Below are 24,819 nucleotides of genomic sequence, written 5' to 3' on the forward strand. Positions count from 1 at the left end.
CATGAGCGCCTTCCGCACCCTCGACGACGCCGGCGCCCTGACGGGCAAGCGCGTGCTGATGCGCGTCGATCTCAACGTGCCGATGGTGAACGGCCGCGTAACCGACGCGACCCGCATCGCGCGAGTCGTCCCGACCATCCGGGAGGTCGCCGACAAGGGCGCCAAAGTGATCCTGCTGGCCCATTTCGGCCGCCCCAAGGGCAAGCGCGAGCCGAAGGATTCTTTGGAGCCGGTGGTGCCGGCGCTGAGCCAGGCGCTCGGCCGCCCGGTCGCCTTCGCGGCCGATTGCGTCGGCGACGACGCGGCCCGGGCCGTGGCGGCCCTGAAGGACGGCGACGTTCTGCTCCTCGAAAACACCCGCTACCACGCCGGCGAGGAGAAGAACGATCCGGCGTTCGCCGACGCGCTCGCCGCCAACGGCGACATCTACGTCAACGAGGCCTTTTCCGCGGCCCACCGCGCCCACGCCTCGACCGAGGGATTGGCCCACCGCCTGCCGGCCTATGCCGGCCGCGAGATGCAGGCCGAGCTGGAGGCTCTGACCAAGGGCCTGGAGGCGCCGCAGCGTCCGGTCATCGCGCTGGTCGGCGGCGCCAAGGTATCGTCGAAGATCGACTTGCTGGAAAATCTCGTCGCCAAGGTCGACATGCTGGTGATCGGCGGCGGCATGGCCAACACCTTCCTGCACGCGCAGGGCAAAGCGGTGGGCAAGTCCCTGTGCGAGAAGGACCTCGCCGAGACCGCCACCCGCATCCTGGCGGCGGCGGACAAAGCCGGCTGCCGGATCATCCTGCCGGTGGATGCCGTGGCGGCGACCGAGTTTAAGGCGCAGGCCCCGCACGAGACCGTGCCGGTGGATGCCGTGCCCGAGGGCAGCATGATCCTCGATGCCGGGCCGCGTTCGGTCTCCGAGATCAACGCCGCCATCGACGGCGCCAAGACCCTGGTCTGGAACGGCCCACTCGGCGCCTTCGAGCTCGCCCCGTTCGACGCTGCGACCGTGGCCGCCGCGAAGCATGCGGCTGCGCGCACCAAGGCCGGCGAGCTCGTCTCGGTGGCCGGCGGCGGCGACACGGTGGCCGCCCTCAACCATGCGGGCGTGGCGGCCGACTTCACCTACGTCTCAACGGCGGGCGGCGCCTTCCTCGAATGGCTTGAGGGCAAGGCCCTGCCGGGCGTCGAGGCGCTACGGGCCAAGGGCTGAGAACCGCGCTGAGAACCGCGCGGCGGAGACTTGTGAGCGCTCCTCCCCGGGCGGCGCGCACCTATCTATACTCCCGGCGTCGGACGGCGGGGGTCCTGAGTCGATGAGTGACACTGTGGAGAACGCGACGATCGAGATCCTGAAGGGCATTCAGGGCAGCATCGCGCAGTTGCGGGCGGAGACGACGGCGTTCCGGGTTGAGACGCTTGCGCGCTTCGACAAGCTTGAGGCGAGCCTGCGCAAGGATCGGCGCAACGCCGCCGGCATGCTGGTGATGATGCGCGCGACCGCGGGCGACTTCGATGCCCGCGTCAGCGAGGTCGAAGAGCGTGTCACGGTCCTTGAGAACAGAGCGAGCTGAGCTTTATTCGCCGAACGGATAAGCCATTCGGCGTTTGATACGATGTACAGGTAAGAAGCTCGGCAGACTTGCCTGTGCAAGTCCACTGAGGTTTCCGGCGCCGGAGGCGATCGGGCGGACCACCAGACGGCAAGCGGGAAGACAGACGACGATGGCACGGATCACCCTGAGGCAGCTCCTCGACCACGCGGCCGAGTACGAGTACGGCGTACCGGCCTTCAACCTGAACAACATGGAACAGGGCCTGGCGATCATGGCGGCGGCCGATGCCACCGACTCGCCGGTGATCCTGCAGGCGAGCCGCGGCGCCCGCGCCTACGCCAACGATGTGGTGCTGGCCAAGCTGATCGACGGCCTGGTCGAGATCTACCCGCACATCCCGGTCTGCATGCATCTCGACCACGGGAACAACGAGGCGACCTGCGCCACCGCGATCCAGTACGGCTTCACCTCGGTGATGATGGACGGCTCGCTGAAGGCCGACGGCAAGACCCCAGCCGACTACAATTACAATGTCGAGATCACCCGCAACGTCACCAAGATGGCTCATTGGGCCGGCGTCTCGGTGGAAGGCGAGCTCGGCGTGCTCGGCTCGCTGGAGAGCGGCCAGGGCGAGGCCGAGGACGGCCACGGCGCCGAGGGCACGCTGAGCCACGACCAGCTGCTGACCGACCCGGACGAGGCGGTGAAGTTCGTCGAGGCCACCAAGGTCGATGCCCTCGCGGTCGCCATGGGCACCAGCCACGGCGCCTACAAGTTCACCCGCCAGCCCGACGGCGACGTGCTGGCGATGAACGTGATCGAGGAGATCCACCGCCGCCTGCCGTCCACCCACCTGGTGATGCACGGCTCCTCGTCGGTTCCGCAGGACCTTCAGGACATCATCAACCAGTATGGCGGCCAGATGAAGCCGACCTGGGGCGTGCCGGTGGAGGAGATCCAGCGCGGCATCAAGCACGGCGTGCGCAAGATCAACATCGACACCGACAACCGCATGGCGATGACCGGCCAGATCCGGAAGATCCTGACCGAGAACCCGTCCGAGTTCGATCCGCGTAAGTATCTTAAGCCCGCCATGGACGCGATGACCAAGCTGTGCAAGCAGCGCTTCGAGGAGTTCGGCACCGCCGGCAAGGGCTCGACGATCCGGCCGATCTCCGTCTCGGAGATGGCCAAGCGCTACGCCAGCGGCTCCCTCGATCCGAAGATCGGCGCGCAGTAGCGCGCCGGCCGATCCGATGAGCAGCCAGCAGCGCCTCGCCCTCCTGGGCCCCCATGGGTTGGACGCCGACGGCATCGACGCCTTCGCGGCCGCGCTCAGCGCGGCCTGCGAGGTGGGCGATGTCGCGGCGGTGATCCTGCGCCTCGCCGCCACCGACGAGCGCGGGCTCACAGCCCGGGTGAAGCAGGTCGCGCCGATCACGCAGGAGACCGGCGCGGCCCTGGTGGTGGCCTGTCCGGCCTTCACCGGCGACCTCGTCTCGGTGGCGACACGCGGCGGCGCCGACGGCGTGCATGTCGACAAGCCCCGCGACCTCAAGGACCTGCGCGAGCGCCTCCGGGACGGCCGCATCCTCGGGGCGGGCGGCATCGAGACCAAGCACGGGGCCATGGAGGCGGGCGAGACCGGCATCGACTACCTGATGTTCGGCGGCCTCTATCCGGACGGCGTCGCCCCCGACGCCGAAACGGTGCTGGCCCGCGCCGAATGGTGGGCCGAGATCTTCGAGACGCCCTGCGTCGCGGTCGCAGCGGCGGCGGAGGAGATCGGTCCGCTGGTGGCGACCGGGGCCGAGTTCATCGGCCTTGAGAGCGCGCTCTGGCTGACCGACGTGGATGCCGTGGCGCGGGCGCAAGCCCTGCTCGGAGGGCAGGCCGCGTGAACCTCCGCGCCTTGGGGCTTGCGGTGCTCCTGACGGGGGCGTGGCCGCTGCCGGTGCTCGCCGCGTCCGGGCCCCTCGACCCGGCCAAGACCGCCGCCCCCTCCGACAAGAAGGCGATGCCGGAGCTTCCGAGCCCCTACACGCCGAACTATTCCCGGGGCGCCGTGCCGCCCGCCAATGGCCAGCCGGCTGACCTCGCCTACGGCGCCTACCAGCGCGGCCAGTACGTCACCGCCTTCCGGGAGGCGACCAAGCGCATCGAGGCGAACCCCAAGGATGCGGCGGCGATGACGCTGCTGGGCGAGCTGTACAACCAGGGTCTCGGCGTCAAGCAGAACCCGGTAAAGGCGGCCGAATGGTATCGCCTCGCGGCCGCCCAGAACGACGCCGCCGCGATGTCTTCGCTGGGCCTGATGGCCCTCGACGGGCGCGGCATGCCCAAGGACCCAAAGGCCGGCCGGCGCTGGCTGGAGCAGGCCACCGCCAACGGTTCGGCGACGGCGGCCTACAATCTTGGCCTGATTCTGATCGGCACCGGCGCCACCGCCGACGAGGCGGCCGCCGCCGCGCAATTCCGCAAGGCCGCGGATGCCGAAATCGGCCCGGCTCAGCACGATCTCGGCGTGCTCTATCTCCAGGGCCGCGGCGTGCCCAAGGACGCCAGCCAGGCGGCCCAGTGGTTCCGGCGCGGCGCCGATAACGGCGACCTCGCCAGTGAGGTCGAGTACGCGATCCTGCTGTTCAACGGCAACGGCGTCACCAAGGACGAGCGCTCGGCCGCCCGCTACTTCCTGCACGCGGCCTCCCGCGGCAACGCTATCGCACAGAACCGGGTCGCCCGGCTCTACGCGGTCGGCCGGGGCGTCGCCAAGAACCCGATCGAGGCCGCGGCCTGGAACCTCGCCGCCGCCGCGCAGGGCCTGTCCGACGCCTGGCTCGACCAGACCCTGTCCGGCCTGTCCGGCGACGAGCGCACCCGCGCCGAGCGGCTGGCCAATGAGCGCAGCGAGCAGCGGTAGCGCTGAGGCGGCAAGAGCCGGGCCGAACTGGTTGGATCTCTCCCACCCACGCCCTCATCCTGAGGTGCCCGGCGATCGAAGATCGCGGGGCCTCCTTCGAGGCCTCCGCTTCGCTTCGGCACCTCAGGATGAGGTGTTTGGTTTGGGAATTCGTTCGCCAGGCGAACCGACCTGACGCCTACCTCTCCGTCTTCGACCAATCGACTCCGGCTTCGAGTTCCGGCAGGAGCACCACGCTCTCCTGCTCGTTCGGGTCGGTCCGGGCGATCAGCGCGGTGACCGGCTCGGTCTGGCTGCGGTTGTAGGGCAGGTGCGGCACGTCGGCGGCGATGTAGACGAACTCGCCGGCGCCCGCGATCACGTGGTGCTCCAGGCGCTCGCCCCAGAAGCAGCCCGAAACGCCGGACAGGACGTGGATCGCGGTCTCGTGGTGTTCGTGCTTGTGGGCGTGGGCGCGCTCCCCGGGCGGGATCTCCAGGAGCTGCATGTGCAGGGCCTTGGCACCCACCGCCTCGGCCGAGATGGCCGGGCGATAGATGTGACCCTGCTTGCCCCGGAACGGCGCGCTCTCGCGCAGGACCACGAGGCCCGGCCTCTCGGTCTCGGATGTGGTGCTCATGATTCGCCCACCTTGAACGCGGCGTCCACGGGGATCTGCATGCCGTTGACCAGGGCGTTGGTCTGGTTCGCCATGCCGACCACCGCCAGGAACTCCCCGTGCTGCTCCGGGGTCAAGCCCTTCGCGCCCGCCGCGGCGGTGTGGGAATGGATGCAGTAGGGGCAGCCATTGGCGATCGAGACCGCGATGTAGACCAGCTCCTTGGTCAGCGGGTCGAGGCTGCCCGGTCCCATCACGGTCTTGAGGCTGGTCCAGGTCCGCTCCAGCAAGCCCGGGTCGTTGGCGAGGCCCCGCCAGAAATTGTTGATGAAGTCCGAGCCCCGGGTCGCCCGGATATCGGCGAACACGGCCCGCACTCGCGGGTCGGCCTCCGCCTCGGCATCGCTCCAGAGCTTCACGGTCGCCATCGGTTTCGTCCTTGGTTCAGAGCTTGCACGCCCCTTCGAGGGCCCGATTTTCGGCTTCGGTGAACAGGCGCGAGCGGATATGGAAGCGCTTCTCGCGGCCGTTTTCCAGGGAGAACATGCCGCCGCGCCCCGGCACCACGTCGAGCAGGATGTGGGTGTGCTTCCAGACCGCGAATTGTGAGCGGGAGATGTAGAAATCCGCGCCGCCGACCGTGCCAAGGTGGACGTCGCCGTCGCTGATAATGAAGTCGCCGAGCGGGTAGCACATGGGCGAGGACCCGTCGCAGCAGCCGCCGGACTGATGGAACATCACCGGGCCGTACTCGGCGCGGAGCTCATCGATCAGCGCCAGCGCCGCCGGGGTGGCGGTGACCCGCAGCGGCGTGCCGTCGGCGCCGACCTGCTCGGCGGTGGTGGCTTCTTGCGTCGAGACTGCGCTCATACGGCCCTCCCCTGCTGTTTGTTTGATATGCGTGCTGGGATTCGAATTTCCACGGCAGATCTCATCGGGGATGCCGGTTTGCCGCCGGCTCCCCCCACTCACCCCCTCATCCTGATATGCGAGCGCAGCGAGCCTCGAAGGAGCCCTCCAGAAGGCTCTGCGATCCCGGGAGGCCTCCTTCGAGGCCTCCGCTTCGCTTCGGCACCTCAGGATGAGGGGGTGGGATTGGACAGCCGTCGCGTTCGGGATGGTGACGCGAAGCCCCCCTCCCCCAAACGAAAAAACCCCGGCCGTGAGGCCGGGGTGAAGTCGGCTCGGGGGGAACCCGGACCAGAACTCAGAAGAATCCGAGCTTTTTGGCCGAGTAGCTGACCAGCATGTTCTTGGTCTGCTGGTAGTGATCGAGCATCATCTTGTGGGTCTCACGGCCGATGCCGGACTGCTTGTAGCCGCCGAAGGCCGCGTGGGCGGGGTAGGCGTGGTAGCAGTTCGTCCAGACGCGGCCGGCCTGGATCGCCCGGCCGAAGCGGTAGGCGCGGGTGCCGTCGCGGGTCCAGATGCCGGCGCCGAGGCCGTAGAGGGTGTCGTTGGCGATCGACAGCGCGTCGGCATCGTCCTTGAAGGTCGTGACCGACAGGACCGGCCCAAAAATCTCCTCCTGGAAGATCCGCATCTTGTTGTGGCCGCGGAACACCGTCGGCTGCACGTAGAAGCCCTCGGCGAGCTCGCCGTCCTTGACGTTGCGCTCGCCGCCGGTGAGCAGCTGCGCGCCTTCCTGGCGGCCGATATCGATGTAGCTGAGGATCTTCTCCATCTGCTCGCCCGAAGCCTGGGCGCCGATCATCGTGGCGGGATCCAGCGGCGAGCCCTGGGTGATCGCCTCGACCCGCTTGATCGCCCGCTCCATGAAGCGGTCGTAGATCGACTCGTGCACGAGCGCGCGGCTCGGACAGGTGCAGACTTCGCCCTGGTTGAGGGCGAACATGGTGAAGCCTTCGAGGGCCTTGTCGAAGAAGTCGTCGTCCTCGTTGGCCACGTCGCCGAAGAAGATGTTCGGCGACTTGCCGCCCAGCTCCAGGGTCACCGGGATCAGGTTCTGCGAGGCGTATTGCATGATCAGGCGGCCGGTGGTCGTCTCACCGGTGAACGCGATCTTGGCGATGCGCGGCGAGGAGGCGAGCGGCTTGCCGGCCTCGAGGCCGAAGCCGTTGACGATGTTGATCACGCCCGGCGGCAGCAGGTCGGCCAGCAGCTCCATCACCACCAGGATCGAGGCGGGGGTCTGCTCGGCGGGCTTGAGCACCACGCAATTGCCGGCGGCGATCGCAGGGGCGAGCTTCCAGACCGCCATAAGGATCGGGAAGTTCCACGGGATGATCTGGCCGACGACGCCGAGCGGCTCATGGAAGTGATAGGCCACGGTGTCGTGGTCGATCTCGGAGATCGAGCCTTCCTGAGCGCGGACGCAGCCGGCGAAGTAGCGGAAATGGTCGATCGCCAGGGGGATGTCGGCGTGGGTCGTCTCGCGGATCGGCTTGCCGTTGTCCCAGGTTTCGGCGAGCGCGATTAGATCGAGATTCTCCTCCATCCGGTCGGCCAGCTTGTTCAGGATGCGGGCGCGCTCGGCCGGGGCGGTGCGGCCCCAGGATTCCTTGGCCGCGTGGGCGGCGTCCAGCGCCTTCTCGACGTCGGAGGCGTCGGAGCGGGCGACCTCGCAGATCACCTTGCCGGTGATTGGGGACGTGTTCTCGAAGTAGCGGCCGGCGGACGGGGCGACCCACTGGCCGCCGATAAAGTTGTCGTAGCGGGCCGAGAAGGGCGACTTGGTCCGGGCGTCGCCGAGGAATTCCGGCTTGTTCATGGCTCTGTTCCCTCCATAGGCCCCGGCCTCGCGAACCGCGGCTCTTGGGCTGAAGCTGGTACGCGGACCGCCGGTTATTTCGGCTCGGTCCGGTTCGGCTCGGATGGCAGCCAATGGCTTTTGGCGTGCCGAATCAAGGTGGACTTTTGGCCAGTGCGCGAGCGGGCGGATCCTACGCCCTCCCCGTCAGGATCGCGAGAGGACAATCCTCCGTCAAGTCGATTGCGGCCGAAGCGCGTGCTAGAATGGGGCGATTGCCATGAGATGCCTGCATGTGCACGGCCAACACTTTGGCATTATTCTCAAGACAGGCTGCTGACCTTGGCCTTAAGCGCGGCGACTTTGCTTCACGCTCCCAAGGCGAACGGCAGGGCGAGCATTGCCAGCGGCAGCGCGGCGACCGCGGCGGCCCGCAGCCAGGCCGGCCGGTAGGACATCACCGCCACCACCAGGAGCGCCGCCCCGGTCAGGCCGCCGATCCACTGGACGGGACCGAAATTCCAGCCGCTGCAGGTGACGGAGGCGGCGAACGCGACTGCGAGACCCGACCAGCCGGCGGCGCGCAGGCTCCGGGTCCGGCTGCGCGGTGCGGGCACGCGGAACACCGCGCGGTGGTGCCGGTCGAGGCTGAGCGCCAGGGCGGCAAAGCTCGAGAAGCTGAGACAGAGGCTCAGCGCCAGCGCGGAGGCAGTCACGCTTCCACCGCCCGCGACAGGTTCGGCCGGGCCGCCCGGAACCCGTTCGGCCGCTTGGCCGCGAGGCGGGCGCCGAGGCCGAGCAGGAGCGACACCGCCAGCATCGCCGCGTCGAAGCCGAGGAACCGCGCCTCGCCCACGGCGAGCGCATCGACCACCGGGATCGCCAGGAAGCCGAGAGCCGCAATTCCCAGCGCCGCCGGCCAAGCCTTGGCCTTCGGGTAGAGGGCGGCTGCCAGGGCGGCAAGGATCCAGGCGGCGAAGAAGGCGCGCACCTCCCAATCCGCCCGGCCCACGAGGTCGAGGGGCAGTAGGCGATTGGCGAGGAAGTAGGCAGCGAGCCCGGTGGGCAGCCCGGCGATGGTGCCGAGGTTCAGCACACGCACGAGACGTAAGCCGAACCCCGCCGGATCCGCGCCCTTCGGCGCCCGGGCGACCGTCCAGAGCACAAGGCCTGAGGCGATGGTCGCGGCACCCATGAGTCCGCAGAGGAAGAACACGATCCGCAGGGGCGCGGCGGCGAAATGCGCCTCGTGGAGGCCGATCATCACAGCGCCGGTGCGGGTCGCCGCACCGACATCGCCGGTGCGTGAGAGTTCGGCGCCGGTATCGCCGGCATAGACGATCTGCGGATGGAGATGGGCGAGGCCGGGGGGCTCCTCGAAGAACGTCGTGACACTCGACGCCGCATCGCCCGGCATCGTCACCATCACGACCTCGGGCGCCTCTCCATGGGCCGCGGTCGCGCGCGCCACGATCTCGCCCAGGGGCATCAGGGTGCCGGGCTGGCCCGCAGGATTGCGCGTCGCCGCCATGATCCCGGCTTCGTCGTAATAGGCCAGGATATCGTGCTGGTAGGCGGCCTTCACGCCCCAGGGCATTAGCATCGGTCCGAGCTCGATGAGGCCGGTATAGACGATCATCAGATGGAACGGCAGCGCCAGCACGCCGACGATGTTGTGGGCGTCGAGCCAGCCGCGTTGGGCCGACCTGTCCCGCCGGAAGGTGAAGAAGTCGGCGAAGATGCGCCGATGGGTGACGATGCCGCTGATCAGAGAGATCAGCAGGATCATGGCGCAGGTCCCGACGATCCAGCGGCCCCAGATCGGCGGCAGGCTCAGCTCGAAATGGAAGCGGTAGAGGAAGTCGCCGCCCTTGGTATCGCGCGCCGACGACGCCTCGCCGGTGGCGGGATCGAGATGCGCGTGGTGATACGGCCCGGCCGGGGTATTCCACCAATAGACTTCCGCCGTCGGGTTTTCAGCAGTCGGAAGCTTCACGGACCATGCCAGGGCATCGGGCATCTGCCGCCCGAGATAGGCCGCGGCTCGGGTGGCCGCGGTGGTGGGATCGGCCGTGGGCTCGGACAGTTCGGGCCGCATCCAGTGGGAAATCTCGGCGCGGTAATAGCTCGCCGTGCCGGTGACGAAGATCGCGAACAGCACCCAGCCGACCACGAGGCCGGACCAGGTGTGCAGCCACGCCATCGACTGCCGGAAGCCCTTTTTATTCGGACCGCTCACGGGACCACCGCCGGGGAGAACGCACCGGCGAGCCACAGGCCTGCCACCAGCAGCACCGCGATCAGCCCGAGGACCGAAGCCGCGTGCCCGAGGGTCCGGGCGGAAAAAACCCAGACCACCGCGCCGGCCATGATCGCGAAGCTCGCCAGCGTCCCTGTGGAGACCGCCTCGGAGCGCGGCATCGGCAGGGCGAGGGCCAGGAGCATCGCCGACAGGGCCGCGACCCCGTAGCCGCCAAGCGCCGCCAGCACGACGCGCCCGGCCACCGCCAGACGGTAGGTGAGTCCCGGTAGGGGGCGGGCGCTCATCACGCGATCTCCCGGTTTCGTGATCTCATGAGGCGGCCTAGCAGCGGCCGACCGGGACTCGCAACGCCTATGTTCCGGAACGATTCCAGTGTGCCGAGAGCCGCTTAAGGGATGGACGGACCGAGCGCCAAGCATTGCCGTGCGCTCTTCCAACTCTCCGCCTCATCCTGAAGCGGCGACGCGGAGCGGCGCCCCCGAAGGCGGGGGCCAGCGATCACGGAACTATCTGGAGGGCTCCTTCGAGACCCACCGATCTTCGATCGCCGGGCACCTCAGGAGGATGTGGTGGGTAGGATCAGCCTCTGGCTTGGCTCAGCCGATTCTACTTCGGGGCATTGCCGTATTGCCGAACCTCGGACTGTCCGATGCGATGGGGCCGATCCCCGCCGAAGCTCCGTGGGTTAGCGTCCAGCCGCAGAGGAGCCTCGGCTTGACCGCTGCAAACCAGCTGCGGCGTCGCGCGCGCTCGGGGGTAGATCGGGACCGGTGCCGGTCCGGCCGGGGCCGGCGCCCGGCTCGGTGCCGGGGATCCCGACTGATCGGTCACGCACATTGCCCAAGGCATAGCCGGCGTTGACCCCTGCGTAGAAGCCGCTGAAATCCTCGGCGCGCACCGGGGCGCTTGCGAGGGCGAACAGGATGATCGGCATCAGCAGGCGGCGCATTGGGGTCCCGAAACGCGAAAGGCGGCGACCCCGCGTGGGATCACCGCCTTCCAGCATTCTCACGGATCGCGGCAGTAAGACGGCCGCGGGACCGATCAATCCTCGACGTTGATGCTCGAAGCCTCGCGGCCCTTTTGGCCCTCGACGACGCCGAGGGTGACCTGCTGGCCTTCGGCCAGCGATTCCAGACCGGCGCGGGACAGAGCCGAACGGTGGACGAACACGTCCTTGCCGCCGTCATTGACCGAGACGAAGCCGAAGCCCTTGGCCGGATCGTACCACTTCACGGTGCCGCTCATCTCGACCGAGGGGCCGGAAGCCGCGCGGCCACCACCGCCGCCGCCGTAGCCACCGCCGGCACCACCACCGTAACCGCCGCCGCCACCACCGTAGCCGCCACCGCCGCCGCCGCCGAAGCGATCGGCGCCAAAGCCGCCGGTGCGCGGGCGCAGCTCGCGCCGGGGCGCAGGCGCCTCGGCCGTGGAGGTGTCGACGCTGGTGACGCTCGTGACCTGCGGGCCCTTCTGACCCTGGGCCGTGGTGACCGTCAGCCGGGTGCCCGGCAGAAGGTCGGCATGGCCGGCAGCCTCGACGGCGCGGATGTGGAGGAAGGCATCGCCCGACCCGTCACCGAGTTCGACGAAGCCGAAGCCCTTCTCCTTGTTGAACCACTTGACCGTCGCATCACGCTCCGGCCCGGTTGCGACCGGTGCCGCACCGCCGCGGGCCGGGCCACGGTCGAAACCGCCACCACCGAAACCGCCGCCGCCGCCACCACCGAATCCACCACCGCCGTATCCGCCGCTGGGGGGAGCCTGATCAGGCCATCTCGGCTCGCCAGCCTCGTCGAAGCCGCGCTTTTGCGGCCCCCTGAAATCACGACCACGTCCCATCGAAAGCTCGCAAAAACCGTCCGCCGCCCTGGTCTCGAATACCGCGTGCGCGCCATCCCAGACAGCCCACGCCCCGCACTATCATTACCCCCGGTCGCGGTAACCAAGAATAACGCCCCAGTCCTGACGCAATCGGGCCTTGACCGCAAGGACCTTCTTGGCCAAGACGCGCCGGTTTCGTTACTTTCTTGCAGCAAACAACGCGGCTGGATGCCTTCAATGCGCCGGTCGTTCGCCTTGCGGACAAGGGCGTTAGCGAAACGCAAAGGCTGTTCGGCTAGCCTCGCGGCGCGCCCCGCAACGGCACCCGGCCATGATCGCGACTCCGACCTTCCCCGATCTCTCGGCCCTCGTGGTCGACGAGAGCCTCTATATCCGGCGAATCGTGCGCGACATGCTCATGCGGGTCGGCATCAAGCGCGTCCTGGAGGCGCCGGACGGGGCCGAGGCCCTGGGCGTACTGGCCGAGAGCAAGCCGGATATCAGTATCATCGACTGGGATCTGTCGATTCTCTCAGGGGAAGAGTTTATCCGGCTCGCGCGCACGCCGGCGACCTCCCCCTGCCCCACCATCCCGATCATCCTGATGCTCGCCCAGCCGCGCCGGAACGTGGTCGACCGGGCGGTCGCGCTGGGGGTCAACGAGATCATCGCCAAGCCGTTCTCGCCCAAGACCCTATGGTCGCGGCTCGACGAGGTGATCAACCGGCCGCGCCCCTATTCGCAGGTGAAGAGCCTGCTGCGGCCGATCCCGCGCCGGACCAGCGCCATGAAGGCCGTCGCGTAAAGGCCGGCGCCTGAGCCCGGGACGATCGGACGTTGCAGTTCCCGACCGACCCTGTAGGGTCCTCTTCTAAGAATGGCCGAGCGCAACGCTCCTGGCCGACCCGAAGGACCGACGGCCGCGCCGATGAGGGACGAGACCGCTGCGGCCGCGCCGTCCCGCATTTCGCCCGGCGCTGCGCCGCTCCAGACGCCGGCCCCGCTCCCGGGCCGTGACCGCCGGCGCGTCGCTTATGCGGCGCTGGACCTCGGCACCAACAATTGCCGCCTGCTGATCGCCGAGCCGACCTTCAGCGGCTTCCGGGTGATCGACGCGTTCTCGCGCATCGTCCGGCTCGGCGAGGGCCTGGGCACCTCCGACCGGCTCAACGAGGCCGCGATCGAGCGCACCGTCGAAGCCCTGCGCATCTGCCGGACCAAGATGCAGAGCCGAGGCGTGCGGCGGGCTAAGGTGATCGCCACGGAGGCCTGCCGCCTCGCGGTGAACGGCGCAGCCTTCGTCGAGCGCGTCCGGCGCGGCGTCGGCCTGGATCTCGAGATCGTCGACCGGCAGACCGAGGCCTATCTCGCGGTGACGGGCTGCGCGGCGCTCGCCGACCCGGACGCCGAATCCGTGGTGATCTTCGATATCGGCGGCGGCTCTACGGAGATCGCCTGGCTCGACGGCGCGGCTGCCAACCCCTCCACCGACCCGACCCTGCGCATCCGTGCCTGGGATTCCCTGCCGGTGGGCGTAGTGACCCTGGCCGAGCGCCATGGCGGCGCCGAGGTCACCCGGCGGATGTTCGAGGGCATGGTCGAGGAGGTGGCGGAGAAGCTGTCGGCCTTCGCGCTCCGGGCTGCGGCCGCCGCGACGGCCCCGCATTTCCACCTGCTCGGCACATCCGGCACGGTGACGACCATCGCGGCCATGCATCTGAGGCTCGCCCGCTACGAGCGGCGCCGGGTCGACGGCTTGTGGATGAGCGACCATGAGGTCTCGACCGCCATCGACGATCTGCTCGACACGCGTCTGGAGCAGCGGGCCGACAATCCCTGCATCGGCCGCGACCGGGCGGATCTGGTGCTGGCGGGCTGCGCGATCCTGGAGGCGATCCGCCGGGCGTTCCCGTCGGAGCGCCTGCGCATCGCCGACCGGGGCCTGCGCGAAGGATTGTTGATGAACATGATGCGAGAAGACGGCGTCTGGAACCGGAAAGCGGTTCGATGAGCGACCGGCGCGGCGGCGCGGGCTCCACCGGGGGCGTGCGCGGCGACCTCAAGCAGCGGGTGAAGACCGGGCGTGGCCGGACCCTGTCCCAGAAGCGCTGGCTGGAGCGCCAGCTCAACGACCCCTACGTGGCCCGGGCCAAGCGCGAGGGCTATCGCTCGCGCGCGGCCTACAAGCTGATCGAGATCAACGAGCGCTACAAGCTGCTCAAGCCCGGCCAGCGCGTGGTCGATCTCGGCGCGGCGCCGGGCGGCTGGTCGCAGGTTGCGGCGCGGATCGTCGGCGCCATGGGCCGCGTCGTCGGCATCGACCTCCTGGAGATCGAGCCCATGGCGGGGGTCGAGTTCATCACCCTCGACTTCCTCGATCCCGAGGCGCCGGCCAAGCTCACCGCGATGCTAGGCGGGCCGGCCGATATCGTCCTGTCCGACATGGCGGCCAACGCCACCGGCCACAAGAAGACCGACCATCTGCGGATCATCGGGCTTGCCGAAACCGCGGCCGAATTCGCCCGCGAGATCTTAGGGCCGGGCGGCGCCTACCTCGCCAAGGTGCTGCAGGGCGGCACCGAAAACGCCCTTCTGGCCGACCTGAAGCGGGATTTCACGGCCGTGCGCCACGTGAAGCCGGCGGCGAGCCGGTCCGATTCGAGTGAGCTCTACGTGCTGGCCACCGGCTATCGCAGCGCGTCGGCCCGGGCCGCGGCTGCGGACGAGGCCTGAGCCGTCCTCCATGCTGGTCGCGTGGGCGCTGTCGCTGGTCAATCCCGCGCCGCTGCGCCTGCGCCGGCTCGGCTATGTCCGCCAGAGCGGCCTGCTTCATGCCCGGTCCCGCCGCTGCCGCGCGGCCTGGGCGCCGCATCTCACCCGGGCCCACAGCGTCATCATCGCCGCCACCGAGGCGACGGCGCGGCGTCGATCCGTGGTGGTGCTGGGCTCCGGGCTCCTCGATGACGTGCCGCTCGACGCGCTCGCAGACCTGTTCAACCGGGTAATCCTCATCGACGCCGTCCATCCGTGGCCGGCGCGGCTCGCTGCACGGCGACACCACAACGTCGCCCTCGTGACCGCGGAGATCAGCGCCGGGCTGACCGATCCCGGCCTCTTGGAGATCTGCACGGCTGCCGACCTGATCGTGTCGGCCAACCTTCTGTCGCAACTTCCGATCGTGCCGATCGAGGCTTACGAGGCGCGGGGTCGCGAGGCGCCGCCTGAACTCGGCACGCAGCTCATCGAGACGCATCTGGCGGCCCTGGACCGGCTCGCGGCCGGGACCGGGCGGGTCTGCCTCATCACCGATACGGTGCAGCGCGCGGAGGATCGGGCCGGCCGGGTGACGGACAGCCTCGACCTGATGCTCGGCGTCTCGCTACCGCCGCCGTCCCAGACCTGGGACTGGGAGATCGCGCCCTTCGGCGAGATCGGCCGGCGCCACAGGCTGATCCACCGGGTCCATGCCTATCCGGACTGGCGGACCGCCCGGGCGTGATTTTTTTCGGGTAGCGCGCCCACACCGTCATTGCGAGCGCAGCGAAAACCCAGTGAGGCGCTACGTCCTGAGATCGCGCGCTGCCCTGGGTTGCTTCGCTGACGCTCGCAATGACGGCGAGCGGTGCGTTCAACCCCAAGAAAAAGCCGCCCCGGTTTTCCAGGACGGCTTTTGTCGTTTCAAGATACCGAAGAACCGCCTTACTCGGTCGGTGCGTCCTCGGTCGGTGCGCGGGCCTCGCCCTCCTCCGGGGCGATCCCTTCGAAGCGCGGCCGGCGACGGCGGCGCGGCTTCACGGGCGCTTCCTCGGCGGCGGCCTCGGGCGCCGGTGCGGAGGGCTGCTCGACCGGGGTCGTCGCGGCCACCGGGCGGGGGGGCGTCATCAGGAAGGCCGGCAGGCTGGCCGGATCCTCGGCGGTGACCGGCGCCGCGACCGGCTCCCGGCGGCGCTCGCGACGAGGCGCGGGCTCGGCCTGGCGCGGCGTCTCGGTGCGCGGCGCGGCCTCGGTCCGGGGCTCGGCCCGACGCGGCTGGCGCTCGTCCGAGCGGGCCTCCTGCCGGCTGTCCTGCCGATTGTCCGGCTGCCGGGTCTCTGGCCGCGCGGTGTCGGACCGGTTGGACTCGTAGCGGTTCTGGTCGCCGCGCGACTCCTGCCGGTTGTCCTGACGGGACTCCTGGCGCTCCTGCCGGTAATCCTGCCGGCCGTAATCCTGGCGGTTCTCTTGGCGGGTGTCTTGCCGGTTCTCCTGCCGATTATCCTGCCGGTCCTGGCGGTAGTCCGGGCGCTGATAATCCTGCCGCTGCGAATCCTGGCGCTGGTAATCCTGCCGTGGCTGCTGGTCCTGGCGCCGGTAATCCTGGCGGCCGTTACTGTCGAACCGGCGCTGGTCGCGGTTCTGGAACCGGTCGCGGCCCTGCTGGCGGCCGTCCTGGTTCACGTCCTGGCGCATCTCGTAGGGCTGAGGCTGCTGGCCGGGATCGTTGTCGTCGTAGCCGTTATAGGCGTGGCCGTTCTGGCCCGCGCCATTGCCCTGGCCCTCGTCGTCCCCCTCGTCCATGTCGTCCTCGTAGGAACGACTGGCATAGCCGCCGGTATTGGCCGGGCGGTTCTGCTCCTGGGCGCCGGAGACGATCCGGAAGTAGTGTTCGCCGTGCTGGAAATAGTTCTCGGCCGCCACCGGGTCGCCGGCCGCCTGCGCGTCGCGGGCGAGCTGCGCGTATTTGTCGGCGATATGCTGCGCGGTGCCACGGATTTTGACGTCGGGGCCGTTGGATTCGTACGAGCGCGTCAGCGGGTTCGGACCTTTGGGCCGGTTGCGGCCGCGCATCCGTCGATTCTGGTTTGGTCTCATCGGTCTTCAGTGACCCTCGTTCACGCAAACGACAGTTCTTCGGGGCGTCCGGCGTCGATCTTCAGACGCGCTCCGGCCAAATGCACCCGGTGAAGCCGCGCGTTCGACCGCTCCGCGGTCCGCGCGTCTGCCTGACCATCCCTCGCACCGCGCGTCCGGGCCAGACGCCAGAAACCAGTCGATTGTCAGGTTCGAGTGCTGTCGAACCGCCGCGCATTCGCACGCGCGCTCCAGTCCAACGGTACGGGGGATCAGCGAACCAGGCGGCGACCAGAGATCGTCGCCGACCCTACAATCGTCCGTCTTAACGAACCGTTCGCGATCTTCAAGCGGACTCTAGCGTTCCCAACGAGATGCAACAAGCATTTTCTCAACGCACCGATCGTCGTTCCGGACTTAGGCATCCGTGTGACCGGATGACAGGCCGAAGATCAGCACCCGATCATGGCCGGCCAGATCCTGCTTGAGGCCGAAATCGGTGAAGCCGGCGGCTCGCGCCAGGGCGCGCACGGGATCCGCCTGGTCGTAGCCGATCTCGAACAGGAGCCGCCCACCCGGCGCCAGCAGGCCATTAGATCGAACGCCCGCCAGGATCCGGCGATAGGCGTCGAGCCCGTCCGGGCCGCCGTCGAGGGCGGCCAGCGGATCGTGCTGGCGGACGTCCCGGTCGAGTTGCTGGATGACGGCGCGGGCGATGTAGGGCGGGTTCGAGACCACGAGGTCGAACCGGCCGCGGAGCGGATCGCACCAATCCGCCGCCGCGAAGGCAGCCCGGTTGCCGAGCCCGTTTGCCAGCGCGTTGTGCCGCGCCGTGCGCAGCGCTTTTTCCGAACGGTCGAGACCGATCCCAGCAGCGTGCGGTAGCTCGCTCAGCAGCGCCACCAGGATGCAGCCGGAGCCGGTGCCGAGGTCGAGGCAGCGCAGCGGCGCGTTTCGGTCCGGCACGGAAGCGAGCGCCGCCTCGACAAGGATTTCCGTATCGGGGCGCGGGACCAGCGTCTCGGGGGCGAGCCGGAACGGCAACCCCCAAAACTCCCAGGCGCCGAGGATCCGCGCCACGGGCTCACCCGACAGCCGCCGCGCCAGGGCGGCGTCGAGCTTCTCTGCCTCGTCCGCATCGAGGATTTTTTGGCCGTCGAGCAGAAGGTCCCGGGTCTCCAGGCCGAGGAGACCGAGTATCAGGAAGCGCGCATCGCCCGCTGCCTCCGCGATACCGCCTTCGCTCAAGCGAGCGGCGCTCCGGCGCAAAGCCTCCCGACGCGACAGGCCCTGGCTGGTCGCCGCGGTCACGGCGCCGCTCAGGCCATGCCCTCGGAAGCCAGCAACTCGGCCTGGTGCTCGGTGATCAGGGCGTCGACCACCTCGTCCAGCGCCGTGCCGGCCATCACCTCTTCCAGCTTGTAGAGGGTCAGGTTGATGCGGTGGTCGGTGACCCGGCCTTGCGGGAAGTTGTAGGTCCGGATCCGCTCGCTGCGGTCGCCGGACCCGACCTGCGCCCGCCGGTCGGCGGCCCGCGCCGAATCCTTGGCGGTGCGCTCGGCGTCGTAGAGCCGGGCGCGCAGCAACGACATGGCGCGGGCGCGGTTCTTGTGCTGCGAGCGCTCCTCCTGGACGAAGACCACGATGCCGGTGGGCAGGTGGGTGATGCGGATCGCCGACTCGGTCTTGTTGACGTGCTGGCCGCCGGCCCCCTGGGCGCGCATCGTATCGATCTTCAGGTCTGCATCGTTGACAGTGATGTCGACCTCCTCGGCCTCCGGCAGAACCGCCACGGTGGCCGCGGAGGTGTGGATGCGCCCCTGGGTCTCGGTGTCGGGCACCCGCTGCACCCGGTGGGCGCCGCTCTCGAACTTCAGGCGGGCGAACACGCCCTTGCCCTTCACCTCGGCCACGACTTCGCGGAAGCCGCCGACCGTGCCCTCGCTCTCCGAGATCACCTCGACCTTCCAACCCTTGGACTCGGCGTATTTCGCGTACATCCGGAACAGGTCGCCGGCGAACAGGGCCGCCTCGTCGCCGCCAGTGCCGGCGCGGACTTCCAGGATCGCACTCTTCTCGTCGGCCGCATCCTTGGGCAGCAGCATGAGCTGGAGCGCCCGGTGGGTCGCCTCCAGCCGCTCCTGCGCCTCGGGCTTCTCGTCGGCGGCGAGCGCGCGCATCTCCGGGTCGGTGCCCGGCTCGTCGATCAGCGTCTCGAGATCCGCGAGGTTTGCGAGCGCCGCCCGGTAGGTGCGGATCGCATCCACCACGGGATCGAGGTCGGATAGCTCCCGGGAGAGCTGGATCACGGTCTCGGATTCGCCCTCGCCCGTGGCGAGCTGTGCGGTGACGAATTCATGCCGCGCCAGGATGGCGTCGAGGCGCTCGGTGGGAAAGGGGATCATCGCCCGTGTTTCTGCAGGTTTTTGCGCGCGGCGTTCCGGGCCGGGCGGGGTCTCGTTTCAGGGGTCGGAGCGCAGGATCGGAAAGCGGACCGACGCTTCAAGAAAGCTCCCCCCACCCCGACTCGGCTTCGCTTCGAGAGCCGAAGCCATGGCGCACCGACCCGAAATCGTCGCGGCTTTGCCGTACAACCCCGGCCGAACCTTCGGCAAGGGTCGCCTCACCGGTTAGATAGGTATGCCGTGGGCCTGTGCGAAGGCGGTGAGCGCAGGGCGCAGGGAATCGCCGTCGTGCATCCGCGCCATCTCGGCATCGATCAGCTCGGTGATAGCCCCGGCATCGAGGCTCAGCACCATCGCCTTGACCGGGCCGATCGCGGCAGGCGACATCGACAGGTTGCGGTAGCCGAGGCCGATCAGGGCCATCGCGTCGAGCGGACGGCCGCCGATCTCGCCGCAGACCGTCACCGGGCAGCCGACGGCGTTGGCGCGCTCGGCGATCAGCCGGAACGCCCGCAGGGCCGCGACGCAGAGCGGGTCGAACCGGTCGGCGACCCGGCGGTTCTCCCGGTCGACCGCGAACAGGAACTGCATCAGGTCGTTCGAGCCCACCGAGAGGAAGTCTGCCTCCCGGGCGATCTCGTCGATCTGGAACAGCAGCGAGGGTACCTCGACCATCGCGCCGAGGCGGCATTCGGTGGGAAGCTGGTAGCCGTGGCGGCGCAGATAGGCCTTCTCGCGCTCGACGATGCCTCGAGCGCGGACGAACTCGTCCACGGTGGCGACCATCGGGAACATGATCTTGAGCGGGTCGCCATCCGCGGCCTTCAGCAGCGCGCGCAGCTGCATCCGCAGCAGAGCCGGCCGGTCAAGGCCGATGCGGATCGCCCGCCAGCCGAGGGCCGGGTTCTCCTCCTCGAGCTTGGCCATGTAGGGCAGAATCTTGTCGCCGCCGATATCCAGCGTCCGGACGGTCACCGGCTTGCCAGCCGAGGCCGCAAACACCTTGCGGTAGAGCTCCTGCTGCTCCGCCGCCGAGGGCATGCGCTGGGCGACCATGAACTGCAATTCGGTGCGGAACAGGCCGACGCCCTCCGCGCCGGTCTCGTGCAGGTGGCTGAAATCCACCAGCAGGCCGGCATTGAGCTGAAGCCCGACCCGCACCCCGTCCCGGGTCTGGGCTGGAACGTCGCGGAGCGCCCGGTACTGCTCCTGCCGGCGGGCGCGCAGGCGCACCATCTCGGCATAAGCGGCCTCAACCTCGGGCCCGGGCCGGACATGGACTTCACCGGCCACGCCGTCGACGATGATGGCATCGCCCGCGTCGCAGAGCGCCGAGGCGTTCTCGACCTCGCCCACCGCCGGGATGCCGAGCGCCCGGGCCACGATGGCGACGTGGCTGGTGGGCCCGCCCTCCTCCAGGACGATGCCGCGCAGCGTCGAGGAATCGTAGTCGAGAAGCGCCGCCGGCCCCATGGTGCGGGCCACCAGGATGGCATTCTCGGGCAGGACGACGGTGCCGCCCGCCTCCGGGCCGGTCAACGTGCGCAGCAGCCGGTTGGCAAGGTCGTCCAGATCGTGCAGGCGCTCGCGCAGATACGGATCGGACTGGCGCATCATCCGGGCGCGGTTGTCCGACTGGACCCGCTCCACCGCGGCCTCTGCGGTGAGGCCGGAGGCCACGGCCTCGCGCATCCGCCGGAGCCAGCCCTTGTCGTGGGCGAACATCCGGACGGTCTCCAGCACCTCGCGCGATTCGGCGGTGCCGATCCGGTCGCCGCGCTCCACCAGCGCGTCGATGGCCGAGCGGACCTCCTCGATCGCCGCGTCGAGCCGCGCGACCTCGCGCTCGACATTCTCGGCGATCAGCGTCTTCACGACGACGCGGGGCTCGTGCAGCACCACGTGGCCGAGGCCAATCCCGTCCGCCAGGGCGATGCCCCGGGCGACCACCGGGCGGCGGGCGGCGGTGCCGGCATCCGGCGCCAGTCCCTCCAGCTCGCCCGAGGCGATCATCTCCGAGAGCACCATCGCGGTGGTCTGGAGCGCCTCGATCTCCTCCTCGGAATAGACCCGGTAGGTCTTGTTCTGGACGGTGAGCACGCCGAGCGTGTTGCCGGCCCGCAGCAGCGGCACGCCCAGGAAGGCGTGATACGCCTCTTCCCCGGTCTCCGGCCGGTACGAGAAGGCCGGATGGTTCTGGGCGTCCGAGAGGGAGAGCGGTTCGGCGGTGCGGGCGATCAGGCCGACGAGGCCCTCGTCGGCATGCATCCGCGTCAGGTGCACAGCCTCGCGGTTCAGACCTTCCGTGGCGAACAGTTCGAGGGTGTTGTCATCCCGCAGGACGTAGACCGAGCAGACCTCGGCCACCACGTTGGCGGCGATCAGGACGACGATGCGGTCGAGTCGCGCCTGGGGGCTGACCGGCTCCGCCATCGCTTCGCGGAGGCGGCGCAGCAGCAGGCGCGGGCCTCCGGGCGCAGCGGGCATCGATTCGTCGTTCCAACGTGGCGAGTGGCCTTGGCGTCGACCACCCTGCAACCTTGGCGCCACCATCGCAACGGCCGGCGCCTGATGGACCGAGCCGCCTTCCTCCAGAGCACCTCTGGGATCTGCGGACCGGCCCGTGACTGTTCTAGCTCAAGACACCCGATCCGCTCCCGAAGTCGTGTTCGCTCGCCCCGCGATCGGACACGATTTCCAGCCCTTGTCCAAGCCCTTATTTCAGAGCGGGCCCGCTTACCAAACCGGCATCCGTTCGGCGCGGAAACGCTCTAGACTGGACCCTTCCGGGCTCAGGCCTGATCCAGGCCGTATAGCGAGTGGAGCGTGCGCACGGCAAGCTCCGTATAGGCTGCATCGATCAGCACGGAGAACTTGATCTCCGAGGTGGTGATCGCGCGGATGTTGATGCCCTTCTCGGCCAAAGCCCGGAAGGCCTTGGCGGCGACGCCCGCGTGGCTGCGCATTCCGACGCCGATCGCCGAGACTTTGACCACGTCGGTGGCGCCCTCGATCTGCGCGTAGCCGATCTGCGAGCTGGCCTGGTCGAGGATCGCCCGGGTGCGCGCGTACTCGGCGGCCGGCACCGTGAAGGTCATGTCCGTGGTCGACTGGTCGCCCGACACGGTCTGGATGATCATGTCGACGTTGATGTTCGCGTCGGCCAGCGGCCCGAAGATGGCGGCGGCCACGCCGGGGCTGTCCTTGACCTTGCGCAGGGTGATCTGCGCCTCGTCCCGGGAAAACGCGATCCCGGTGATGATCTGCTGTTCCACGATGTCGTCCTCGTCGCAGATGAGGGTGCCCGGGCGCGCGGTGTCCGGCGGATCGAAGGAGGACCGGACCGTAGTCGGTACCCGGTGGACCATGGCGAGTTCCACCGAGCGGACCTGCAGCACCTTGGCGCCGAGCGACGCCATCTCCAGCATTTCCTCGAAGGTCACGCGCTCCATGCGCCTTGCCTTCGGCACGATCCGCGGATCGGTGGTGTAGACCCCGTCCACGTCCGTGTAGATGTCGCAGCGCTCGGCCTGGATGGCGGCCGCCACGGCCACCGCCGAGGTGTCCGAGCCGCCGCGCCCGAGGGTCGTCACCCGGCCGGTCTCGGCATGGATGCCCTGGAAGCCGGCGATCACCGCGACCTCGCCCTTGGCGAAGCCCGCTTCGAGGTTCTTCGGGTCGATCTCGGCGATGCGGGCCGAGCCGTGGGCGTCCGAGGTCACCACGGGGATCTGCCAGCCCTGCCAGGAGCGGGCCTTGATCCCGTCCTTCTGCAGGGCGACCGCCAGGAGGCCGGCGGTGACCAGCTCACCCGAGGCCACGACGGCATCGTACTCGCGCGGGTCGTAGAGCGGGTTGGCGTCCTTGACCCAATCGACCAACTCGTTGGTCTTGCCGGACATCGCCGACACGATCACGGCGACCTCGTAGCCGGCCGCGACCTCCCGGGCGACGTGGCGGGCCACGTTGCGGATGCGCTCGACGTTGGCGACGGAGGTGCCGCCGAATTTCATCACCAGACGGGGCATGTTGGTTCTTCGCGGATTCCCGGCGTCTGGGAAGGGGACCGCCCTGGCGGGTCCCGGACAGTGCCCGGCGGGTACAAGCGGCTCGGCAGGGTGTCAACAACCGCCCGGGCATGGCTCCGGCGCCGCGGCGACGGCCGTGGGACAGGCATGCTATGGGCGGCGCAGGACCTGTCCCGCCGGCCCCTCGACCCCGATCGCTCAGCGAGCACCGTGGTTTTGGGCCAGGAGCGGACGGGGCCGGAATATCGTCTGGACGGAACGCGCATGGACAGGGCAGCCACGAATCCCGGTACGGACGGCTTCGTCGATCGCGGCGAGGTCGCGCGGTTCGACGCGCTCGCCGCCACCTGGTGGGACGAGGCCGGGCCGATGCGGGTGCTGCACCGGTTCAACCCGGTGCGGCTCGCCTATATTCGCGACGCGCTCTGCCGGCGCTTCGGCCGGGACCCGCAGACGCCGTTCCCGCTGGACGGACTGACGATCTGCGATGTCGGCTGCGGCGGCGGGGTCCTGTCGGAGCCCCTGGCCCGGCTCGGTGCCACGGTGACCGGCCTCGATCCCGCGGAGCAGAACATCGCGGTCGCCCGCGCCCATGCGGCGTCGGCCGGCGTGCCGGTGGATTACCGCAGCGAGACCATCGAGGCCGTGGTCGCCGCCGGCCAGAGCTTCGACGCGGTGTTGATCATGGAAGTGGTCGAGCACGTCTCGGACAGGCCGGCCTTCGTCCGCACGGCCTGCGCGGCGGTGAAGCCCAGCGGCATGTTGTTCGGCGCAACCCTCAACCGGACGCTGCGCTCCTTCGCGCTGGCCATCGTCGGCGCCGAGTACGTGCTCGGCTGGCTGCCGCGGGGCACCCACGATTGGGAGAAGTTCGTGAAGCCGGAGGAGTTCGCCCGCGCCATCCGGGCGGGCGGCCTCGACGTCACTGACACGATCGGCGTCGCCTACAACCCGCTGACCGACGGCTGGCGCACCAGCCGGGACAAGGCCGTGAACTACATGGTCGCGGCCGAACGTCGGGCCTGAACCGGAGCCGCCGTTCGCGGTTGAGACCGCAGCGGAGACCCAGAGCATGCTCGAGAAGATCCCAAGTGCGGTCGGCGAGGCCCTGTCCGGCCTCAAGGCCGGGATGGAGAAGACCGCCTATCACGCGGTCTTCGCCGACATCCCGGAGACGCTGACGCTGACGAGCCCCGCCTTCGCGGACGGCGGCGAGATCCCCGCCCGCTTCACTGCGGACGGGCCCGGAACCTCACCGCCCCTCGCCTGGAGCGGCCTGCCGACCCAGACCGCCGCCCTCGTCCTTCTGGTCGAGGATGCCGGCAGCCCGACGCCGCAACCGCTTGTTCACCTTATCGTGTGGAATCTGCCACTTACGCCTGACAGTCTCGATGAGGGGGCCCTGCCGAGCCCCGGCCGACCTTTGCCCGGACCGAGCCTCGGCAAGAACAGCTTTCTGCGGCCCGAATGGCTGCCGCCCGATCCACCGAGCGGTCATGGCAGCCACGCCTACCTGTTCCAGCTCTACGCGTTGGCCAGCGCTGTCGATCTGCCCGAGAGCCCCGGCCGCGGCGCCGTTCTCGATGCGATGCGCGGGCAGGTGATCGGCAAGGGCGGGCTGGTCGGAACCTATGCGCGTGCCTGAGGCCGGCTCGTCGACGCCTGGGGATTGGCGCGTGGGGATTGGATTGCGG

The 24,819-nt window shown here is 69.2% G+C and carries 25 protein-coding genes; 11 read left to right on the forward strand and 14 right to left on the reverse strand.

Going from position 1 to position 24,819, the window contains the following annotated elements; all coding sequences use genetic code 11:
- The first annotated feature begins 1 nt into the window (after position 1).
- From BM228_RS10110 to BM228_RS10130, 5 genes are all read left to right on the forward strand, one after another.
- Positions 2 to 1,204, forward strand: a complete 1,203-nt coding sequence (locus BM228_RS10110; RefSeq protein WP_092039557.1) for a phosphoglycerate kinase — start codon at positions 2 to 4, stop codon at positions 1,202 to 1,204.
- A gap of 103 nt (positions 1,205 to 1,307) precedes the next feature.
- Positions 1,308 to 1,565 (forward strand): hypothetical protein, encoded by a 258-nt coding sequence (locus tag BM228_RS10115; protein WP_092039559.1) that lies wholly within the window; start codon positions 1,308 to 1,310, stop codon positions 1,563 to 1,565.
- 151 nt (positions 1,566 to 1,716) lie between these two features.
- A complete protein-coding gene (fba, locus tag BM228_RS10120; protein ID WP_092039562.1) occupies positions 1,717 to 2,787 on the forward strand; it encodes a class II fructose-bisphosphate aldolase in 1,071 nt (356 codons plus the stop codon).
- Between the two features lie 16 nt (positions 2,788 to 2,803).
- Positions 2,804 to 3,448 (forward strand): thiamine phosphate synthase, encoded by a 645-nt coding sequence (locus BM228_RS10125; protein ID WP_092039564.1) that lies wholly within the window; start codon positions 2,804 to 2,806, stop codon positions 3,446 to 3,448.
- The gene (locus BM228_RS10130; RefSeq protein ID WP_092039566.1) at positions 3,445 to 4,467 is read left to right on the forward strand and encodes a tetratricopeptide repeat protein; all 1,023 of its coding nucleotides are present in this window, start codon (positions 3,445 to 3,447) and stop codon (positions 4,465 to 4,467) included. The genes BM228_RS10125 and BM228_RS10130 overlap by 4 nt, the downstream gene beginning before the upstream one ends.
- A gap of 178 nt (positions 4,468 to 4,645) precedes the next feature.
- Here BM228_RS10130 and BM228_RS10135 read toward each other — a convergent pair whose 3' ends face one another.
- From BM228_RS10135 to BM228_RS35825, 9 genes are all read right to left on the reverse strand, one after another.
- A complete protein-coding gene (locus BM228_RS10135; RefSeq protein ID WP_092039568.1) occupies positions 4,646 to 5,086 on the reverse strand; it encodes a cupin domain-containing protein in 441 nt (146 codons plus the stop codon).
- On the reverse strand, positions 5,083 to 5,493 hold the full coding sequence (locus BM228_RS10140; RefSeq protein ID WP_092039570.1) for a carboxymuconolactone decarboxylase family protein: 411 nt from the start codon (positions 5,491 to 5,493) through the stop codon (positions 5,083 to 5,085). Before BM228_RS10140 ends, BM228_RS10135 begins: the two co-directional genes overlap by 4 nt.
- A 16-nt stretch (positions 5,494 to 5,509) precedes the next feature.
- Positions 5,510 to 5,935: a DUF779 domain-containing protein gene (locus BM228_RS10145; RefSeq protein ID WP_092039572.1), complete on the reverse strand. Its 426-nt coding sequence runs from the start codon at positions 5,933 to 5,935 to the stop codon at positions 5,510 to 5,512.
- A gap of 337 nt (positions 5,936 to 6,272) precedes the next feature.
- Positions 6,273 to 7,796, reverse strand: coding sequence for an aldehyde dehydrogenase (gene adh / locus BM228_RS10150; protein WP_092039574.1), 1,524 nt, complete (start codon positions 7,794 to 7,796; stop codon positions 6,273 to 6,275).
- A 347-nt stretch (positions 7,797 to 8,143) separates the two neighbouring features.
- Positions 8,144 to 8,491, reverse strand: a complete 348-nt coding sequence (locus BM228_RS10155) for a DUF3325 domain-containing protein (RefSeq protein ID WP_092039576.1) — start codon at positions 8,489 to 8,491, stop codon at positions 8,144 to 8,146.
- The gene (locus BM228_RS10160) at positions 8,488 to 10,014 is read right to left on the reverse strand and encodes a PepSY-associated TM helix domain-containing protein (RefSeq protein WP_244537089.1); all 1,527 of its coding nucleotides are present in this window, start codon (positions 10,012 to 10,014) and stop codon (positions 8,488 to 8,490) included. Before BM228_RS10160 ends, BM228_RS10155 begins: the two co-directional genes overlap by 4 nt.
- Positions 10,011 to 10,322, reverse strand: coding sequence for an iron transporter (locus tag BM228_RS10165; RefSeq protein ID WP_092039580.1), 312 nt, complete (start codon positions 10,320 to 10,322; stop codon positions 10,011 to 10,013). Before BM228_RS10165 ends, BM228_RS10160 begins: the two co-directional genes overlap by 4 nt.
- Positions 10,323 to 10,723: 401 nt before the next feature.
- A complete protein-coding gene (locus BM228_RS10170) occupies positions 10,724 to 10,987 on the reverse strand; it encodes a hypothetical protein (protein ID WP_092039582.1) in 264 nt (87 codons plus the stop codon).
- 95 nt (positions 10,988 to 11,082) lie between these two features.
- Positions 11,083 to 11,880, reverse strand: coding sequence for a cold-shock protein (locus BM228_RS35825; RefSeq protein WP_092039584.1), 798 nt, complete (start codon positions 11,878 to 11,880; stop codon positions 11,083 to 11,085).
- 313 nt (positions 11,881 to 12,193) lie between these two features.
- Between BM228_RS35825 and BM228_RS10180 the strand changes: the two genes are divergently transcribed.
- The 4 genes from BM228_RS10180 to BM228_RS10195 all read left to right on the forward strand — a co-directional run bounded on the left by BM228_RS10180 (position 12,194) and on the right by BM228_RS10195 (position 15,361).
- Entirely contained in the window at positions 12,194 to 12,667 is a 474-nt protein-coding gene (locus BM228_RS10180) for a response regulator (RefSeq protein ID WP_092039586.1), read from the forward strand.
- Positions 12,668 to 12,790: 123 nt separating this feature from the next.
- The gene (locus BM228_RS10185) at positions 12,791 to 13,873 is read left to right on the forward strand and encodes a Ppx/GppA phosphatase family protein (protein ID WP_092039588.1); all 1,083 of its coding nucleotides are present in this window, start codon (positions 12,791 to 12,793) and stop codon (positions 13,871 to 13,873) included.
- Positions 13,870 to 14,595 (forward strand): RlmE family RNA methyltransferase, encoded by a 726-nt coding sequence (locus BM228_RS10190; RefSeq protein ID WP_092039590.1) that lies wholly within the window; start codon positions 13,870 to 13,872, stop codon positions 14,593 to 14,595. The genes BM228_RS10185 and BM228_RS10190 overlap by 4 nt, the downstream gene beginning before the upstream one ends.
- Positions 14,596 to 14,605: 10 nt before the next feature.
- Positions 14,606 to 15,361: a hypothetical protein gene (locus tag BM228_RS10195; protein ID WP_092039592.1), complete on the forward strand. Its 756-nt coding sequence runs from the start codon at positions 14,606 to 14,608 to the stop codon at positions 15,359 to 15,361.
- 200 nt (positions 15,362 to 15,561) lie between these two features.
- Here the strand turns inward: BM228_RS10195 and BM228_RS10200 are convergent, their stop codons facing one another.
- The 5 genes from BM228_RS10200 to BM228_RS10220 all read right to left on the reverse strand — a co-directional run bounded on the left by BM228_RS10200 (position 15,562) and on the right by BM228_RS10220 (position 23,125).
- Positions 15,562 to 16,689, reverse strand: coding sequence for a DUF4167 domain-containing protein (locus BM228_RS10200; RefSeq protein ID WP_092039594.1), 1,128 nt, complete (start codon positions 16,687 to 16,689; stop codon positions 15,562 to 15,564).
- A 420-nt stretch (positions 16,690 to 17,109) separates the two neighbouring features.
- Positions 17,110 to 18,003 carry a peptide chain release factor N(5)-glutamine methyltransferase gene (gene prmC, locus BM228_RS10205; RefSeq protein WP_092039596.1) on the reverse strand — a complete coding sequence of 298 codons (894 nt, stop codon included), beginning with the start codon at positions 18,001 to 18,003 and terminating at the stop codon, positions 17,110 to 17,112.
- Positions 18,004 to 18,011: 8 nt separating this feature from the next.
- Entirely contained in the window at positions 18,012 to 19,097 is a 1,086-nt protein-coding gene (gene prfA, locus BM228_RS10210) for a peptide chain release factor 1 (protein ID WP_092039598.1), read from the reverse strand.
- A gap of 225 nt (positions 19,098 to 19,322) precedes the next feature.
- Entirely contained in the window at positions 19,323 to 21,584 is a 2,262-nt protein-coding gene (gene ptsP / locus BM228_RS10215) for a phosphoenolpyruvate--protein phosphotransferase (protein ID WP_092039600.1), read from the reverse strand.
- 305 nt (positions 21,585 to 21,889) lie between these two features.
- Positions 21,890 to 23,125: an aspartate kinase gene (locus BM228_RS10220; protein ID WP_092039602.1), complete on the reverse strand. Its 1,236-nt coding sequence runs from the start codon at positions 23,123 to 23,125 to the stop codon at positions 21,890 to 21,892.
- Positions 23,126 to 23,389: 264 nt separating this feature from the next.
- On the opposite strand from BM228_RS10220, the gene ubiG reads away from it, so the two are divergent.
- Both ubiG and BM228_RS10230 read left to right on the forward strand, forming a co-directional pair.
- Positions 23,390 to 24,151 (forward strand): bifunctional 2-polyprenyl-6-hydroxyphenol methylase/3-demethylubiquinol 3-O-methyltransferase UbiG, encoded by a 762-nt coding sequence (gene ubiG, locus BM228_RS10225; RefSeq protein ID WP_092039604.1) that lies wholly within the window; start codon positions 23,390 to 23,392, stop codon positions 24,149 to 24,151.
- Between the two features lie 46 nt (positions 24,152 to 24,197).
- Positions 24,198 to 24,770 (forward strand): YbhB/YbcL family Raf kinase inhibitor-like protein, encoded by a 573-nt coding sequence (locus BM228_RS10230; RefSeq protein WP_092039606.1) that lies wholly within the window; start codon positions 24,198 to 24,200, stop codon positions 24,768 to 24,770.
- Positions 24,771 to 24,819 lie beyond the last annotated feature (49 nt).

The organism is Methylobacterium pseudosasicola (genome assembly GCF_900114535.1).
Lineage (GTDB): Bacteria > Pseudomonadota > Alphaproteobacteria > Rhizobiales > Beijerinckiaceae > Methylobacterium > Methylobacterium pseudosasicola.